Source organism: Alkalibacterium olivapovliticus (assembly GCF_003003275.1).
GTDB lineage: Bacteria > Bacillota > Bacilli > Lactobacillales > Carnobacteriaceae_A > Alkalibacterium > Alkalibacterium olivapovliticum.
The window spans coordinates 61,990-80,505 of record NZ_PVTO01000005.1 but is presented as its reverse complement, the minus strand read 5'-3'; the positions used below and the strand labels follow the sequence as shown (position 1 = coordinate 80,505).

General features: G+C 41.2%; 18 protein-coding genes. All 18 read right to left on the bottom strand.

What is annotated here, in order from left to right; genetic code table 11:
- Positions 1-11 precede the first annotated feature (11 nt).
- The 18 genes from pepT to ybeY all read right to left on the bottom strand — a co-directional run bounded on the left by pepT (position 12) and on the right by ybeY (position 18,515).
- On the bottom strand, positions 12-1,238 hold the full coding sequence (gene pepT, locus CLV38_RS03925; protein ID WP_106191795.1) for a peptidase T: 1,227 nt from the start codon (positions 1,236-1,238) through the stop codon (positions 12-14).
- Between the two features lie 15 nt (positions 1,239-1,253).
- Positions 1,254-2,381: a Nif3-like dinuclear metal center hexameric protein gene (locus CLV38_RS03920; RefSeq protein ID WP_106191793.1), complete on the bottom strand. Its 1,128-nt coding sequence runs from the start codon at positions 2,379-2,381 to the stop codon at positions 1,254-1,256.
- The gene (locus tag CLV38_RS03915) at positions 2,378-3,079 is read right to left on the bottom strand and encodes a tRNA (adenine(22)-N(1))-methyltransferase (RefSeq protein WP_106191790.1); all 702 of its coding nucleotides are present in this window, start codon (positions 3,077-3,079) and stop codon (positions 2,378-2,380) included. Before CLV38_RS03915 ends, CLV38_RS03920 begins: the two co-directional genes overlap by 4 nt.
- 189 nt (positions 3,080-3,268) lie before the next feature.
- Positions 3,269-3,835: a general stress protein gene (locus CLV38_RS03910; RefSeq protein ID WP_106191788.1), complete on the bottom strand. Its 567-nt coding sequence runs from the start codon at positions 3,833-3,835 to the stop codon at positions 3,269-3,271.
- Between the two features lie 296 nt (positions 3,836-4,131).
- Positions 4,132-4,755, bottom strand: coding sequence for a 50S ribosomal protein L25 (locus CLV38_RS03905; RefSeq protein ID WP_106191785.1), 624 nt, complete (start codon positions 4,753-4,755; stop codon positions 4,132-4,134).
- Between the two features lie 166 nt (positions 4,756-4,921).
- Positions 4,922-6,055, bottom strand: a complete 1,134-nt coding sequence (rpoD, locus tag CLV38_RS03900; protein ID WP_106191783.1) for an RNA polymerase sigma factor RpoD — start codon at positions 6,053-6,055, stop codon at positions 4,922-4,924.
- Positions 6,056-6,081: 26 nt separating this feature from the next.
- Positions 6,082-7,947, bottom strand: a complete 1,866-nt coding sequence (gene dnaG / locus CLV38_RS03895; protein ID WP_106191780.1) for a DNA primase — start codon at positions 7,945-7,947, stop codon at positions 6,082-6,084.
- Positions 7,948-8,733: 786 nt separating this feature from the next.
- Entirely contained in the window at positions 8,734-9,291 is a 558-nt protein-coding gene (locus CLV38_RS03890) for an ECF transporter S component (protein WP_106191898.1), read from the bottom strand.
- 84 nt (positions 9,292-9,375) lie between these two features.
- Positions 9,376-9,888 (bottom strand): transcription repressor NadR, encoded by a 513-nt coding sequence (locus tag CLV38_RS03885; protein ID WP_106191777.1) that lies wholly within the window; start codon positions 9,886-9,888, stop codon positions 9,376-9,378.
- 30 nt (positions 9,889-9,918) lie between these two features.
- Positions 9,919-11,631 (bottom strand): ABC transporter ATP-binding protein, encoded by a 1,713-nt coding sequence (locus CLV38_RS03880; protein WP_106191775.1) that lies wholly within the window; start codon positions 11,629-11,631, stop codon positions 9,919-9,921.
- 76 nt (positions 11,632-11,707) lie between these two features.
- Complete coding sequence (glyS, locus tag CLV38_RS03875) at positions 11,708-13,792, bottom strand: glycine--tRNA ligase subunit beta (protein WP_106191773.1); 2,085 nt, start codon at positions 13,790-13,792, stop codon at positions 11,708-11,710.
- A complete protein-coding gene (gene glyQ / locus CLV38_RS03870; RefSeq protein ID WP_106191770.1) occupies positions 13,792-14,724 on the bottom strand; it encodes a glycine--tRNA ligase subunit alpha in 933 nt (310 codons plus the stop codon). The genes glyS and glyQ overlap by 1 nt, the downstream gene beginning before the upstream one ends.
- A 303-nt stretch (positions 14,725-15,027) precedes the next feature.
- Positions 15,028-15,486 (bottom strand): hypothetical protein, encoded by a 459-nt coding sequence (locus CLV38_RS03865; protein WP_106191767.1) that lies wholly within the window; start codon positions 15,484-15,486, stop codon positions 15,028-15,030.
- Positions 15,487-15,527: 41 nt separating this feature from the next.
- Positions 15,528-16,304 (bottom strand): DNA repair protein RecO, encoded by a 777-nt coding sequence (gene recO, locus CLV38_RS03860; RefSeq protein WP_106191764.1) that lies wholly within the window; start codon positions 16,302-16,304, stop codon positions 15,528-15,530.
- A gap of 26 nt (positions 16,305-16,330) precedes the next feature.
- Complete coding sequence (gene era / locus CLV38_RS03855) at positions 16,331-17,245, bottom strand: GTPase Era (protein WP_106191762.1); 915 nt, start codon at positions 17,243-17,245, stop codon at positions 16,331-16,333.
- Positions 17,242-17,646 carry a cytidine deaminase gene (locus CLV38_RS03850; RefSeq protein WP_106191759.1) on the bottom strand — a complete coding sequence of 135 codons (405 nt, stop codon included), beginning with the start codon at positions 17,644-17,646 and terminating at the stop codon, positions 17,242-17,244. The genes era and CLV38_RS03850 overlap by 4 nt, the downstream gene beginning before the upstream one ends.
- Positions 17,647-17,659: 13 nt before the next feature.
- Positions 17,660-18,058: a diacylglycerol kinase family protein gene (locus CLV38_RS03845; RefSeq protein WP_106191757.1), complete on the bottom strand. Its 399-nt coding sequence runs from the start codon at positions 18,056-18,058 to the stop codon at positions 17,660-17,662.
- A complete protein-coding gene (gene ybeY / locus CLV38_RS03840) occupies positions 18,042-18,515 on the bottom strand; it encodes an rRNA maturation RNase YbeY (RefSeq protein ID WP_106191895.1) in 474 nt (157 codons plus the stop codon). The genes CLV38_RS03845 and ybeY overlap by 17 nt, the downstream gene beginning before the upstream one ends.
- Position 18,516 lies beyond the last annotated feature (1 nt).

Sequence of the window (18,516 nt, the reverse complement as noted above, 5' to 3'; positions counted from 1 at the left end):
CCTTTACTCCATTATTGTACTGCTAATTTTGCAATTTCAATCAATACATCTGTTGCTTTTTCCATGCTCTCAACCGCCACAAATTCATAACGCCCGTGAAAATTTTCTCCACCGGCAAAAATATTAGGGGTCGGTACGCCCATAAATGAAATTTTAGACCCATCAGTTCCTCCACGGATTGGTTTGATAATAGGATCAATAGACAAGTTTTTCATCGCTTTATCAGCCAATTCCACTGGTCTCATATCTTTTTCGATGACTTCTCTCATGTTGTAGTACTGGTCATTCATAATAAGTTTAACTCGGTCTTCGTCAAAAGTCGCATTCATGTTTTCCGCAACAGTTTTCATCTGTTCTTTTTTAGCTTCAAAGGCGTCTTTGTCGTGGTCACGAATGATATAAGCCAGTTCTGCACCTTCTACTGTGCCTCGGATACCCAGGAGGTGGTAGAAGCCTTCTCTGCCTTCTGTGCGTTCAGGCACTTCATTTTCAGGTAAAGCCTGATCATATTGGATAGCCAGTTTTAAGGCGTTGACCATTTTATCTTTAGCCGTTCCCGGATGGACATTCTTTCCTTTGATCAGAACATTAGCGCCTGCGGCATTAAAACTTTCATATTCCAGTTCTCCGACTGGACCGCCATCAATCGTGTAGGCAAAGTCTGCGCCAAAATGATCGACATCAAATCTGTCAGCACCCACACCAATTTCTTCATCGGGTCCGAATGCCACTCTGATTTTTCCATGTTTAATTTCTGGATGAGCGATCAGATATTCCATTGCGCTAAAAATTTCCACTATACCGGATTTATCATCAGATCCAAGCAGCGTGATGCCGTCTGTAGTGATAAGCGTCTGTCCAACATAATTTTTCAGATTAGGAAAATCGTTTGGAGACAATCGGATCCCTTCTTCTTCGTTCAGAACAATCGTTTCGCCATCATACTGTTCAATAATCTGAGGATTGATATTTTCAGAATTAAAGTCCGCTGTATCCATATGAGAAATGAAGCCAATGACAGGCGCATCGCTATCACTGTTGGACGGTAACGTCGCAGTAACAAATCCATTGGCTTCGGTGTATTCAACATCGCTCATACCGATGGCTTCCAAATCTTTGATCAAGTGTTGTGCAAAGGCAACTTGTTTTTGAGTTGACGGCACTGTTGTTGAGTTGGCATCAGAGCGTGTATCTATTTTGACATAGGTTAAAAATCGATTCAGTAAGTTATCGTACATTGACATCCCATCCTTTTATCTTAAGTAAGTAAATACATCCTTTTGAGTTTTTGATTCTATAATGTCTACAGACCAGTTATGTTCTTCTTTTTGACGGTTGAAATAAGCAAACAGTTCAGGAACACAGATGGATTCGATATAATGTCCGGCATCAATAAATTCTATCCCGTCTCTGAGCATATCCTGTCCGTCATGATAGGAAACATCTCCTGTAATGAACAAGGTAGCCCCTTTTTTCAAAGCATCTTTATAATACTTAGCTCCAGATCCCCCAAATATAGCGGCGGTTTTGTGCGGCATCTTACTGGTAGCACCATACCGGACGCCGTCAATATGGAAAAGGGATTGAATCAGATGGGCCATTTCTTCAGTTGATTTCGGTTTTTCGATGGTTCCCACACGGCCAAACCCATATGAATCGGTCTGATTTTCAAGTGTGAGCAGATCAAAGACCGGTTCTTCGTATGGATGAGCTGCTTTAAGCGCATCAATGACACGGTACACCCATTTATCCTTCACAAGCATCTCAATACGCTGTTCGTGAGTCAGTTCTTCTCTACCGATTTCGCCGTCCGTCGGGTCAGACCCTTCTTGTGGAGTGAAACGGCCTTGTCCTTCAAGTGTATAGGATACATCCTTATAGTCACCTACTTCACCTGCCCCAGCTTCGTGAAGAGCTTTACGGACTTTTTCAGCTGCATAATCCGGAACATATACAGCCAGCTTTTTGTACCCTTCTGTCTTGTTAAGGGAGACAATCGTCCGTTCACTTTGGCTCATTCCGATACTATCTGCTAACCAGTCATTCATACCTGATTCGGCTGCATCTAAATTTGTATGAGCTGAATAGACAGCTATGTCTGATTTAATCAGGTTTATATAGTCCAAACGCCTGGGATCTTGGCTATTCAGTGTTTTGAGCGGCTTGAAAATAGCAGGATGATGCGTGATCATCAGATCAACCTTTTCGTCTATCGCTTCCTGGATCGTGTTGTTATCGACATCCAGGGCGATCATTACCTTACTGACTTCTTTATCCAACGATCCAAATGAGAGCCCGATCGGATCCCAATCCTCAGCAAGAGAGGGAGGCGCAAGGGCATCCATTGCTTCGACCAGATCTTTTACTGTTACAGCACTCATGTGATCATCTCCTTGATCAGTGTGATTTCTTCTTTCAGATCCGCGATTCTTTTTGGATCCGGATCTTTGGATTTTTCGATTTGTCCGAGAATAAATTGGTCCGTCTTGAGCTGTTGAGCCCATTTCTCCTTAAACACGTCTGACTTCTCCCTACCTAAAAATGGACCGAATAAGCACTCTTTCTTAGAATAATGAACAGGTGCTTCAGCGGGTACAGCTTTTATGATTTCATATATTTTGTCGTTTTCTTCCAGGATCGATTCAGCTGTGATTTCATACTGGTTATCCATCAGGAAACATCTGACGGTCTCCTCGAAAACGTTGGGTTGTAAAATAAGCATTTCGCTGCCTGTTATTTTATCTTCCGCTTGCCCTTTTTCAAGAATCGAACGGATCAATGCTCCACCCATCCCAGCAATTGTAATGGTATCGATTTGATCTTCTGCATTGACGACCATCAGCCCGTCACCTAGTCTGACATCGATTTTATCAGTTAGCCCTTTATACTTCACTTCTTTTACCGCGTTTTGAAAGGGCCCGTCTACTACTTCTCCAGCTATAGCGTACTCAATCTCTTCTTTTTCAGCCAGGTAACAGGGAAGATAAGCATGGTCTGATCCAATATCAGCCAGTCTAGCTCCTTTTTCCACGTAATCTGCCACTTGCTCTAAACGTTTTGATAAATTTACTGAATTCATACGTCACCTCACTAAAGTCTTCCTTTTCATTTTACCAGTTTTTACAGAAGATTGAAAAGCTTTCAGTCAATTAATTGTTAATGAGACTACTATCATGCAAACAGCCCTTAAACAGTTGCAAAACTGCATAAGGGCTGCCTCAATATAAATATCAAGCAACATTAAGAGAATAAGCTTCAAAAGTTGTGTTTAAATCCCCTTGTCTTCATCTTCGTAGATACGAGTTTTACCCATTGGCTCAGTTGTATCATCTAGGAGGTCATCTGTTAAGTCGGTATCCGTTTTTCGATTAGTATCCGGATTTGGTATGGTATCGCTTGAAGGTATGTCACTCTCGACATCTCTAACCGAATTATACTGAGTAACATCTTCACCGCGGAAGTTATCAACTGCCACTACAATTTTCCCATCTCGAATATCATCTCTATAAGGATACAGTACATCGTTGTCCTGATCATAATCAGCTGTCTGCGACCGTTCATTTTCGTCGTATGTGTCTGTAGAAAAAGCGCCTTTGATTTTGTCCCATAAGGACTCATCATCAACTTGTGTGTCGTTACGTGCATCAGTATTGGCTCCAGTACCGGCCGTTACATTGACACCTTCGTGATCACCTATGCTGTTTGAAACGCTCTGATTGCCATATAAAATGATGTCCTGCTTCTGATACCCGTCATTTTTCAGTCTCTGAACAACATCTAAAGCTTCTTCCCGGCGATCATAACTACCCACAACAGTTTTATTATTATTCTGCATTCTTTTTCCTCCTTTTAGTTTTAAGAGTGACAATAATGTGTCTGACACTCTAAGGTGATTATAACGGATTGAATATGTTAACCCTAATAATATACCTTGAGGATAAACTGTATTATTAAAGAATGTAACCGCTTGTTATATGATGGCTAAATCGTTCAGATAGTTACAGTGTATTTAAAGGTCTTTGTACTTGATGATCAAATCTAGTTGAAAGGACAAAAAAACCATCAATTCCTTCGACTGTCAAAAGCCGGGAATTGATGGTGTCATTCGTTTAGTTATAAAGGAAGCTAATATTATTCTGAATCTTCGTCGTCAGATTCACCGATGACTTCTGGTTCAGGCATTTCGTCAGCATCTTCAGCTGGTTCTTCTTCGATTGCTTCTGGAGCAGATACTGATACAACTGTAAAGCTTTCGTCAGTCAGTAATTCAGCAGAATCACCTAAATCAAGATCAGATACATGTAACGTGTCTCCGATTTCAAGTTTAGATACATCTAATGTGTACTCTGAAGGAGCTTCAGCAGGTGCAATATTCACTTCGATTTCAGAAATTGATTGAGAAACGATTCCTTCTTCAATATTTTCTTCACCAGAAATGCGAACAGGAATAGACATCGTTACTTTTTGTCCTTTAGTAAAGGCAAGCAAGTCAACGTGGTATACAAGTGGTTTAAGGGCAGCGTTAGCTTGATCCTTAACAAATACCTGATACGTGTCGTTTCCGTCAACTTCAACGTCGAATACGCCGTTGTAACCAACTTCTTTGATTGTTTGTTCGAATTCTTTACGGTTGATCAAAACAGAAACTGTTTCAACTTCTTTACCGTAGATTGCAGCAGGAACTAATCCTTCTACTCTTGCTCTTTTTGAAGCTCCTGATCCTAGTTCTGTACGTTTAGTTGCTGATAATTTCATATATATTACACCTTCCAAAATTTTATTTTAAGTAAATAGCATACGTCAATAATTAACAAGCCATGGATTAGTATATCAAATAACTAACGAGAATGCAAAGAAAAGCGACAAGAACTTTTACTTTACAGTTCTTTTCTGCTTTTCTTAGGCTCTCGTGCGTTCCATTTTACTCTAAAAAGTCTTTTAATTGTTTAGAACGACTCGGGTGACGTAGTTTTCTCAACGCTTTAGCTTCGATCTGGCGTATACGCTCACGAGTCACGCCAAATACTTTCCCAACATCTTCAAGTGTACGCTGACGTCCATCATCAAGTCCAAATCTTAAACGCAAAACATTTTCTTCGCGGTCAGTTAATGTGTCAAGCACATCTTCCAGTTCGCTTTTAAGCAGTTCATAGGCTGCATTATCAGATGGGCTGGTTGCGTCATTGTCTTCAATGAAGTCACCTAGGTGCGAATCATCTTCTTCACCGATCGGTGTTTCTAGAGAAACGGGTTCCTGAGAAATTTTAAGAATGTCACGTACTTTTTCAGTAGGCAAGTCCATCTCTGCGCCTATTTCTTCAGGTGTCGGTTCTCTACCCAGATCCTGAAGCAGTTGACGCTGAATACGAACCAGTTTATTAATTGTTTCAACCATGTGCACAGGGATACGAATCGTACGGGCCTGGTCAGCAATCGCACGTGTTATAGCCTGACGGATCCACCAGGTCGCATAGGTTGAGAATTTAAATCCTTTTTCGTAGTCAAATTTCTCAACAGCTTTCATTAACCCCATGTTACCTTCCTGAATCAGATCAAGAAAGCTCATTCCACGCCCGACATAGCGTTTAGCAATTGAAACAACTAAACGCAGGTTAGCTTCAGCCAGTTCCTGTTTAGCAATCTTGTCGCCCTGCTCGATACGTTTAGCCAGAGTGATTTCCTCTTTAGCGCTTAACAGATCCACTCGACCGATTTCTTTCAAATACATGCGGACTGGGTCATTGATTTTAACGCCAGGTGGAGCAATCATTTCTTCTTTTTTAGCTTCTTCTGCAACTTCTTCTTCCTTATCCAGCTGCTTAGCTAACGGATTACCATCTTCATCAACTACACCAATACCTTCATCTTCGAACTTTTGAATCAGGTCTTCCATCTGCTCTTTTTCAAGCTCGAATGGTTCCGCCAGTTTGTCAGTCAGATCAACATATGATACGGTTTGCTGCTTGTTCTTTCTTAAATCCTTAATGAACTTTACAACCGCCAGTTCATATTTTTCTTCAGGCTGTTCGGTAACTTTCTTTTTACTCTTCGCCATATAATGACATGCCTCCTGATTAATCTTTATTTACTTTTCATTTGTTTAATAATATTTATGATTTCAAAGCTCAGTGACTGCTGCTTTTGTTTGTCCCCACTTCTTTCTGCCTGTTTCAATTCATCCTTTTTTTCTTTCAGTCGAATTTCAAGTGGCTGTCGGTCACAGATGATTGCAATATAGTCTTCTATTTCTCCAGCCGAAATCTCGTCACTTAAAGAAATCCAGGCTATTTCAGAAGCCCTGCTTTTTAAACGCTCGTCGGGCAGGACATCCAGAAAGGATTGAAGGCTCGGGTGATCATGAGAATGGTAATAGTCGTCGTACAATAAAAATAAGACCTGATGATCCTGATCTGAAAATGATATCTCTTTATCTGATGAGTGAAGAACAGTCCATACCTCATCATGCGTAAATAACCGGTGAAGCAGCGCTTTTTCCGCCCGACTCAGTGTCGTCTCTTTCGGTTTGTTCTGATGAACGACTGCCGATCTGCTGGGGACATCAGCCTGCTTTTCCTTGTTTTCTTTACGTCTCTCGCTTCGGCGCTCATTCTGTTGCTCAACGATAAAGGAATGCATCTGTTCTTTTAAAGCGTCGACAGACAAATCAAATTCTTCCTGCAGCTGATTCAGATAGAGCTCCCGTTCGACTGCAGAAGAGACTCTTGCCAGTTCTCTCAGCACCACTTCAATATACTTCAACCGTTCACTTTCGTTTTTCAGGTTGATCCCTTTACGGTGGTACTTCAGTAGAAAACTCATTAAAGTGTCTCTACCATGAGATAGGAACTCAACGAATGCCTCTTTTCCTCTGGACTGAATAAAATCATCTGGGTCCAGGTTTTCTGGAAAACTTGCAATATCAATAGTGAAATGAGTCTCTCTATTAATAAAGTCAGTTGCCCGCTTAGTAGCTTCAAGCCCAGCATCATCTCCGTCATAAGCAATAACGACATGATCCGTTACTTTGTCCAGCACATGGATCTGTTCTTCAGTCAAACTGGTTCCCATGGAGGCAATGCCGTTTTTGACACCTGCCTGCCATGCTGATATCACGTCCATGAACCCTTCAAACAATATGACTTCCCCGTCACGTCTGATCGACGCTCTGGCTTTATCATAATTGAATAAGATGCGCCGCTTGTTGAATAACTCTGTTTCGGGGCTGTTCATGTATTTAGCCATACGGTGATTATCTTCTGCTTCCAGAAAAGCACGCCCTGAAAAGGCAACTGTTTTCCCTCTTGCATCGGCGATAGGGAAAAGGATCCGATTAGTAAACCGATCGACGAAGGTATCGTCATCTCTATCGGAAAACAATCCGGATTTTTTCAGAACCTCCGGATCATTGAGCCCTTCATTGTCTAAATACAGTTTTAATGCCTGTCTTTGAGGGGGTGAAAAACCGATTTTGAAAGTCTCGATACTCTCTTTTGTCATCCCTCGATTCAGCAGATAGTTATAAGCCTCTTCACCCGCTTTTGAGTTCACTAAAAGGTGATGATAAAAATACTCAGCCTTCTCGTAAACAGCGAGCAATTTTGAGTGCATTGAATCTGCAGCAGGTTTGGATTGCCTGGCCTTGTCTATAACTGAAAAATCAATAGACAAATCTGCCAATTCAGCTGTTTTCCCAACCGCTTCAACAAATGATAAGCCTTCTATTTCCTGCAGGAAGCTAAATACATTACCCCCTCTTCCGCAGCTGAAACAGTGATAAATCTGTTTCTTTTCGCTAACGGAGAATGAAGGTGTCTTATCATCATGAAAAGGACAAGAAGCAAAGTAGTTCTGCCCCGACTTTTTCAATTGAAGATATTGGGAAATCACTTGAACAATATTCGTTTCTTCACGAATCGAATGAATAGTTTCTTCAGGAATTCTGCTCACTAGTCATCCCCCTTCACATACCGATGATGTATTGACAATAGGCACACTGTCCCTATATTAATCAAAGTTAAGTATACCAAAATAGGATGAAATTGTAAATGAAAGCAAGCTGTAAAAGGCAGATTAGTACCTCGCCGGTTTGATAAGCCAGTCTAAAAACTGGCGTCAGGTTGTGACGATGACTAGCAGGAGAAGTGCGGATTCTATTCATTATATCATCAATTTTAGCAATGGGCGTCTCATGACATGTAAAGTAAAGAGAGCATTTAACGGATCTCGATTAGATAACCTGGACTCATGCCGCACTGCGGTGTATCAATTCTAACCTTATTAGGTATTAGGCTGATAAACTATTTTATGTTGTGGGAGACTAACTTTGGGTGCAACTGGCCTGTTCAAATCAAAGGAGTTACGCCTTAAACGCTCAATAGGAGCAAGTCAGACTACTCCCTCCTTGAGCTGCACTTAGTCTAGCTGACTAAATCGAACTCAAAATAAAGATGCTTTGGGTTGCGTGTAGTCCCCACCACTAACTAGGACTGACCGAGTATTATTATTTCAGTTGCAGCTAGTCCTAAAAGTCACCTGCAACTCAGTCAAACTGATCACTGAGTTAGACCCTATATCCATTTAATGCTTAACCGAGTTCTTCAGCTCTTCTGAGTTGCAGCTATAAAGGGCAACACCCATAAAATAAACCCATAAAATGAAAAATACTCGTCCGAAGACGAGTATTTACAGACTGTCGAACCAGTTTGGCTCTTATTTCGTTAGTCAAATGAACCTTTAGACTTTTTGGGCCATCTGAGTCATTCGTCTGCCTAAACTTTTCCAGATCAGCTGAGCCAGGAAAAAATCGACCATACTATGAATGACTGTTCCCACGCCTACCAATAAGAATACAGCGTAGAAGAATCCATCCTGATAATCGGCACCTGAAACAAGGCCGAAGAAAAAGACTGAAACGACCAGTACTTCAGCTAGTGCGTGCACGATAGCTATGCTGAATGAAAAGAGCTGACTTTTTAATGGAGAGGATAAGACATCCTCTCTTCTGCCTTTAAGATATAAGGCACCAATCAGGGCGAAAACGACATGACTCATCGCTCTCATCGTTACGACGATCGGGAAACCGGCCAGAAGAAAGCCGACTGCTGACCCTAAGGAGACGGCAACAGCAATAGCCGGTGAAAAGAACATGGCAAAGAAAATGGGCACGTGGCTGGCCAGTGTGAAGGAAGCCGGTTCGATAAGTACTCGAATAGGCATCACCATTGGAATAGTAATGGCGATAGCTGTCAGTAAAGCTGTAACAGTCAGCTTTAGCGTGTTTGTCTGTCTAATAATGAACAACTCCTAATTTTGGTATGTATACAGGTGTCATGACACCTAATAAGTATACCCTAATCAGGCTGATTGTCAATATTGTTATTCATAAAGAAAGCCTTTACTTTTCAAGTTTTCCTTAATTTTTTGCAGTCGGTCTTTATTTTTAGCTTTTATCGTATGCGTATGCAGGCCGTCAGTCAAATTTGATAATAGAGCTGATTTATTCTGATTAATTTTTTCTATAAAATCATCTGCTTCCAAACGGTTTGAAATCCGCAGGTCTCCTCTAATTTGACCATATATAGGGTGTTCTACTGTGACATCGACCACTTCTCCGCCCAGATCAACTATAGCGTACAGTTCTTCTTTCGTTTCTTCCGGCAGGTGCTGACACACCACGGATTCGCACTCCCCTTCTTCTGTGAGACTGCGCATGATGTATCCTTTAGGGGTAGAGATGATTCCGACGCCGGAAGCTCTGAGCAGTGCAATATCCCCTACTATCACTTGTCGGCTCACATTAAAAGCTGAAGCCAGTGTTCGGGCTACCACTGCTTCTTCTGCCTGATCTAAATAGTGTTTGATAGCGCGTCTTCTCTGATCTGCTTCCATACTATCCACTCTCCTATTAAGTCTGTTTAATCATGAAAATTGGGCATCATAAAGTGATTTATATGCTCCATTAGTGGCAATCAGTTCATCGTGACTGCCTTCTTCTTCAATGCCTTTAGCGGATACGACGACGATTCTGTCTGCATTTTTGATGGTAGCCAAACGGTGAGCAATGATAAGCGTCGTCCGTCCTTTTGATAGAGAATCCAGTGCTTCCTGAATAGCCTGCTCTGTTTCAGTATCTAATGCTGATGTCGCCTCATCTAATATCAGAATAGGCGGATTTTTCAGGAACATACGAGCTATGGACAAACGCTGTTTCTGTCCGCCAGATAATTTAACGCCTCGCTCTCCAATAACAGTTTCCAGTCCTCTTGGCAGTTTACTGACCACATCCACTAGATTTGCCATCTTAACGGCATTATGAACTTCTTCATCTGTTGCATCCAGTTTACCATATAGAATGTTTTCTTTGATCGTTCCAGGGAATAAAAAGACATCCTGCTGTACAACGCCGATCTGCTCTCTTAGAGAATCAAGCGTCACATCTTTAATAGAGTAGCCGTCAATGGTAATAGACCCTTCATCAATGTCATAGAATCTAGGGAGTAAGTTACAAATGGTCGTTTTCCCAGCACCACTTGGTCCGACAAAGGCAATCGTTTCCCCTGCTGTTATGCTTAGATTGATATCTTCTAAAATAGGCTGATGCTCTTCGTAACTGAAGGTCACATTAGAATACTCAATGTCCCCTTTTAAGCTCTCTACTTTAATGGCATTGGGTGAATTTTTCACTTCTGATTTCAAGCCCAGTTCTTCAAGTAATCTCTTAAAGCCGGCAATGCCTTTAGGGTAACTTTCAATCATAGTATTGACTTTTTCGATTGGTCGGACAAATACATTTGCGAACAGGATGAAGGCTACTAAGTCCCCATAACTGATTTCTCCCTGAATCGTATAGTAAGCACCGAAAAAGAGTGCAAATAAGGTGATCAGACGCATCAGAAAATAATTATACGAATGACTGACTGCCATCATTTTGTAAAATAAGTATTTAGATTTACGGTAAGCAACATTTAACTGATTAAACCGTTCCTGTTCATATTCTTCATTCGAAAAAGCCTGAACCACGCGAACACCTCCGACAGATGCTTCGATACCTGCACTGAATCCCGCAAGGTCATCATAAATGCGTGTATTGACATTCGTCATGCGCTTGTTGAAAAAGGCAAGGGCTATTGCTATAAACGGCACCAGGACAAAGGTCATGATTGCCAGCTGAACATGCACACTTAACATCAGTAAGAATGCACCTGTCAATGTGAACAGCGTAATGAAAATGTCCTCAGGTCCATGGTGGGCCACTTCTGCAATTTCAAACAAATCGGATGTCAGCCGTGTAATCAGTTTACCGGTTTCCCTGTTGTCAAAGTATGAGAATGATTGTTTCTGAATATGATTATACAGATCCTGACGCATATCAGTTTCAATATTCGTACCCAGCACATGTCCATAATACGTCACGATAAAATGTAAAAATGTATTCAAGGCATATATACCTAGTAAACCTAAGGATACGATCACTATAAGAGACCAGTCACCCGTTGGTAGTATGTTATCCACTACCTGCTGAACCATGATTGGAAATGCGAGTTCCAAAGTTGCCACAACAATGGCGGCTGAAAAATCTAATGTAAATAAAGCCTTATAAGGTTTGTAATATGAAAAAAAACGTTTAAGCATACTCCCAGTTCCCTTCTCTTTTAGTCATACAGAAAGAAGGCAGACCAATCGAGAACTGCCTTCTTATCTAATTATCTTATTTAATCACTAAAGCATTGAATCGTGCAACTGATGATGATAACGTATTGATCCGTGACAATAGTGCTAGACGATTGTCTTTAACGGATGCATCATCGGACATGACCATATTGTGATCAAAAAAGTCATCGATTAATGGGTGCATATCAGACAAAAGCTGCCATTTATCGGAGACCGAAAGGCCGTTTACGTTCAGCTGTTCTGCTTTCAGTATAGCTTCATATAAACTTTTCTCTGAATCAGTTTCGAAATAGTCAGACGATATGGACAGATTATCCTGAGCCTTTTCAGCTAAATTTGAGACACGCGTCAACGACTCAACAACTGCTTTAAAATCAGATCCACCTTTTTTAGATTTCAATACACTTGCTGCTTCAATGATTTTCACCAGGTCATTCTGATCTGACTCAAGAACAGCTTTTCGAATATCGTATTCTTTACTCAAACCAGCTTCAGTGGAGAGCCACTGGTCTACGCGGTCTTTAATAAAGGCAATAACAGCAGACTGTTTTTGAATATAAGCAGCTTTGATTTCAACTGTCGCAGCTGTTTCAGTTACAGATTCCAGTAGATCATTTAAAGGAATAGATACATTGAAGGCTTTTATTATTCTTACAATTCCCATTGCCTGGCGTCTTAATGCGAACGGATCATTAGACCCTGACGGAATAAGATCCACTGAGAAAAAGGACAGCAGGGAATCAAGTTTGTCTGCTATGGAGATGACCGCGCCAACTGGTGTCTGAGGCAATGCACCATCCATGCTTTTTGGAAGGTACAATTCCGATAGAGCATCAGATACGATTGGGTCTTCTCCTCTTTCAGAAGCAAAGATACCGGCAATTTCTCCTTGAAGTGATGTGAACTCGTTGACGGTCTGAGTGACCAGATCAAATTTAGAGATCATGCCAGCTCGTTCGATTGATTGAGCTTCCTGATCTGTCAGCTCAAAGTATGGAGCCAGCAGTTTAGCAATTGTGGTCAACCGTTCTTGTTTATCATATAGAGAGCCCAGTTTTTCATGGAACGAGACTAAGGCTAATTTATCGACAAAGGTATCTATTGAGTGTTTCTGGTCTTCGTGATAGAAAAAGGCGGCATCAGATAGGCGTGCACTCAAGACCTTTTCATTTCCTTTTCTGACCTGATCGATAGACTGGTCATTTCCGTTTCTAACTGCAATGAAATGAGGAAGAAAAGCAGCTTCTTCATTGTCATTTCTAACTGGGAAATAGCGCTGGTGATCTGCCATAGCCGTTTCTAGAACATTTTCCGGTACCTTCAAGAAGCTATCATCAAATGATCCAGAAAATGCTGTTGGGTATTCAACCAGATCGGTCACCTCTTCAAGCAAATCTGTATTGTCCAATGGACTTTTCCAGTTGTTAGTATGACACAATGCCAGTATTTGATTTGTAATCAGTTCCTGTCTCTCCGTTCGGTCGACGATTACAGACTGTTCCCTTAATTTGTCCTGATACTCATCAGCATGGGCCAGTGTAATGCTCTGTCCAAGGAAACGGTGGCCTCGAGATTCACGACCAGACGACACATCGAAAAGTGACAGCTCGATCAGCTGATCATCTAGCAATACCGTCAGCCAGTGAACTGGCCGAATGTATTTGTAGGAATGATTTCCCCACTTCATTGAAACCGGGAATGGAATAGAGGTTAAAACAGGTGACAACTGTTGAATTAATTCCTGTGCAGTTAGTCCTTTTATCTGTTTTTCGACAAAGACATACTCTTCTCCTTTGATTTCTTTAAAGACGATATCCTCTACAGAGGCATTCTGACCACGTGTAAAGCCAATCGCAGCTTTAGACCAGTTCCCCTCTTTATCCAGTGCTATTCGTTTGGCAGGCCCTTTAACTGTTTCAGTCTTGTCAGCCTGTCTTTCCTTGAGCCCTTCTACCTTTACAGCCAGACGTCTTGGCGTACTGAACGTTTTGATCGATTCAAATGCTAACTGACTGTCTTTAAAATGACTGGTAACTTTTTCTTTTAAGTGGGTCACAGCCGGAACAATCGCTTTTGCCGGTAGTTCTTCCAGTCCTATTTCTAATAAAAATGAATGAGTCATTAGTTTGCCTCCTTCTTTAACCCGTATTTTTCAATCCATTTTTCACTGTCAGTCTCATCCAACAGGGGAAAGGACAGTTTCGCGCGTTCCTGTAAAAATGATTTTGCGATCAGACGTGCCATATGGCGAATGCGTTTTAAATAGTCTGGGCGGTCCGTCGCAGAGACCGCTCCTCTTGCATCCAGTAGATTGAATGCATGACTGCATTTTAGAACGTAGTCATAAGCTGGGTGGACGAGATTGTTTTCAATTTGTTTTAATGCTTCTTTTTCAAAGGCTGAAAATTGGGAAAAGAGAAAAACCGTATCGCTGTGATCGAATGAATAAGCTGAATGCTCGTATTCCGGTTGTTTAAAGATTTCACCATACTTGACACCAGGAGCCCATTCAATATCATAGACATTGTCTACATCCTGAATATAAGAAGCAAGACGTTCCAGTCCATAGGTCAATTCGCTTGTGACGGAATCAACTTCAAGTCCGCCTACCTGCTGGAAATAAGTAAACTGAGTGACTTCCATGCCGTCCAGCCAGACTTCCCAACCAAGTCCGGCACACCCTAGTGAAGGGTTCTCCCAGTTATCTTCCACAAACCGAATATCGTGCTGAAGTGGATCGATTCCCAGTGCTTTTAAACTGTCCAAGTATAATTCCTGTATGTTTTTAGGAGAGGGTTTCATAACGACTTGAAACTGATGGTGCTGGTATAAGCGGTTTGGATTTTCTCCGTATCGTCCATCTGCAGGTCTTCGAGACGGCTCGACATAAGCTGCGTTCCATGGCTCCGGTCCGATTGCTCTTAAAAAAGTGTATGGACTCATCGTCCCTGCTCCTTTTTCTGTATCATATGCCTGCATCAGCATACACCCTTTGTCAGACCAGAATTGCTGAAGGGTCAATATAATATCTTGAAATGTTTTTGCTTTTTCCATTTCGTTTCTCTCCTCGTATTTAAAAATAAAGAAAACTCGTCTCTATACTGACAGTTATCCATCAGTATAGGGACGAGTTTTCTCGCGGTTCCACCCTACTTCCAGCTCAATAACCTACTGAGCCGGCACTTTACAGTGTGCACTCCAGATGCCTTTCCAAGTAGGTCCCTCTATGGCTTACACCTTCCCATAGTCGCTTATAAGGACTCTATCTGTACTTCTTCTGTCACCGTGCGTTATTGTCATATTCTATCTTACAATAACTTTTGAAATTGTCAAATACTAAAGTCAGTCTGACACTGTTTATTTGTCTTTTGTAACCCTGACCTTCTGATTTTTCTGAGAAAGGTAAGACAGTACCTGTTCTTTGACTGTATTGTCAAAGTAAATCAGCTTGATGTCATCCGGCTCTTTTACTGTCGTGAAGCACAGCTGTATCCGATCCTCTTGGTCAATAAACAGCCATTCCTGCGTTTCGTTGAAGTTATATTCTTTACTCATCATCCCGCGGATGGCAGTACCGGATTCAATGGGAATGACCCCTTTTGAGGTCAATCCCTTATTGAACTGAGATACATATACAAACAGTGCGGCTGAAAAGACGACTATCCAGTCAATCAGTGGAAGCTCAAATAGTATAGCCAGTGTTATAAGAATGAAAGCAACTGCTAATTGAACGGACTTCCTGCTTAATAAACTATCAGACGGTGACGAATCACAATCTGTTTCATTTGAATCAAAACATGGATAATGCCTGCCCATGCCAGACTGACAATGATTAGTCTTCCTAATAGTTCACTCATCTAATCGTCCTTACGCTTCAATATACTTTCCCATTGATGCATTTGATTGATAAACCGTTTGCTCTTCAAATTCAGTCCTACTAATTCATCATATAATTCATCTATAACATAACGTATCTCGAGTTTTGTCTGTTTCTTTAAAGAGACCGTATTGAGTTTATCGAAAGACAGCACAGAAAATAGTCTGATGAAATGCATGGCTTTTGGTGAAGCATGCAACCGTCGTTCATCTTCGTGAAAGTGATTGGGACAGATTAAGCCATGATGTTTACTGGAATAATCAAAAGGCCCCTCGGTTTTGCCGCAGAATACACACCCTCTGAACTCAGGCATGACCCCAAAATACAGGAGAAAACGGACTTCGAAAATCGCCATGATGATTTCGGGATCGACATCTGAATTGATGGCTTCATGTCCCATAACGAGTTGGTGATATAATCCCGGGTCTGCTTTTCGGTCTTCAAGTGCAGCATCTGCCAGCTGCACGATATACGTCGCATAGGCATTTTTAAATATATCAGTTTGGATAGATGTATAGGATTCAACATTTTTTGCATCCCGTATAAAGCTTAATCCATCCGGTCTGATATCGGCTATAAATGTAGCTTTAGTGAACGGCTGGATCACAGGTCTCAGTTTGAAATTCGGATTTTTAGTTCCTCTCACAAAGAACATTAATTTACCGTATTCATTTGTAAATAACTTGACCAGATAATCACGTTCACGGTGTTTTCTGACTGATAAAACAAGTCCTTCAATTTCTTCTAACTGAGACACTCAGTCACCTTCTCACATTTAACAGACTAATATTGGTCTTTGTTGTACCCATAATCATTCAAGTTTGACTGCTTATCGCGCCAGTCACTTTGAACTTTGACCCACAAGTCCAGATAAATTTTGTCCCCCAACAGACGTTCAATATCTTTACGGGCATTCATACCAATATCTTTCAGCATTTTTCCTTGTTTCCCAATGATAATCCCTTTTTGAGATTTTCTCTCCACAATAATCGTCGCATTGACCATTACTTTCTCATTTTCTTCCCGTTTCATGCTTTCCACAACGACGGCCACAGAGTGAGGAATCTCTTCTCTCGTGCGCTCCAGTACTTTTTCACGAATCAGTTCAGAGACAATAAAGTACTCAGGATGATCACTGATCTGGTCTTCAGGGTAATAGCGAGGACCGACCGATATATATTTGCTGATTGTTTCCTGTAAATGTGCCACATTATTCCCATCCATAGCAGAAATCGGCACGATCTCGGCAAAATCAAGCTGCTTATTGTAGTCTTCAATGATTGGCAGCAGTTCATCCGGATGGACCTGGTCGATCTTGTTCAAAACAAGAAACACGGGACTTTTGACGTGCTGCAGCTTATCAATAATAAAGTCGTCTCCGGGTCCTCTTTTTTCAGTTACATTAACTAGAAATAAGACAACATCAACTTCGTTAAATGTACTAAGGGCTGTCTGAACCATAAAGTCACCCAGACGGTGTTTCGGTTTGTGAATGCCCGGTGTATCAATAAAGACAATTTGTTCAGTATCTGTTGTTAATATTCCTTGAATCTTGTTACGCGTCGTTTGAGCTTTATCGCTCATAATCGCTACTTTCTGACCGACAAATCGATTCAACAGCGTGGATTTTCCGACATTTGGACGTCCCACTAGTGAGACAAATCCTGACTTATACGTTTTACTGTCTATTTCGCTCATACCATATCTCCCGATTGAAAAGCACCTGGCAACAGTTCACTGACTGTCGTCTCCAGTACTTTTCCTTTTTTATTTGTTAATAATACAGGCATCTCAGGTGCACAGAATTCAACGAGTACTTGTCTGCAGGCCCCACAAGGTGAAATGGGGCCCTCTGTATTGCCTGTCACTACTAAGTAATCAAATGATTTATTTCCTTCTGAGACTGCTTTAAAAATAGCTGTCCGTTCAGCACAGTTGGTCAATCCGAATGATGCATTTTCAATATTACACCCTGAGTAAATGTCTCCGTCACTGGTCAACAAAGCTGCACCAACTGGAAATTTTGAATAAGGGACGTAAGCTCTGTCCAGCATTTCTGTCGCTTTTGAAACGAGCTCTTTTTTTGTCTGTTCATTCATATCGAGCACCTCTTCACATTATAATTTGTATGATCTTTGGAAGCAGAATTATAGCACCAACCAGCACAGCAAAGCTGGCAGTGACTAAAACAACTGCCGCTGCCATATCTTTTACTTTTTTGGCGATGGGATGGTATTCTTCTGTAATCAAATCAACGACATTCTCAGCCACAGTATTGATTAATTCCATAACAAAGACCAGATAAGACACCAAAATGAGCCATAACCACTCAGAACGTGTCATTGGCAATACAATGGCTATAAGAAAGACAGCTATACCTGACATGACATGAACACGCATATTTCGTTCTTCCTGAAATGCTGTCCGGATGCCCTGAAAAGCAAATTTAAAAGAGGCCCGATATGTTCTATTCTTTTGTGGAAGCTCTTTTTTGTTATCTTTTAAGGCCATATTCCTTCAGAATCTCCTCTTGTAATGAAAACATGATCTTCTCTTCTTCTGTTGTCATGTGGTCATAGCCATTTAAGTGAAGGAAACCGTGTACCATCAGAAAACCCAATTCTCTTTCAACTGAATGTCCGAATTCGGTTGCCTGCTCCACTGCTTTATCATAAGAAATAAAGATATCACCTAGATCTCTCGGGATCGTAATACCGTCTAAGTCGAATTCCTTGAACAGATCTTCTTCATCATCTTCAATGGCAAAACTGATGACATCTGTTACCTGATCTTTATCACGGTACTCTTTGTTTATTTCTCTGATTTTATCATTAGTGACTACAGTAATGGATACTTCTGCTTTGTCAGTGACGTTTAACTTGCCAGCTGCAACATTCAGCAGGTCTTCCATCCAATCGACCATGTCTTCAGTTATTTTGTCTGTTTCATCATATATAATTGTTTCCATT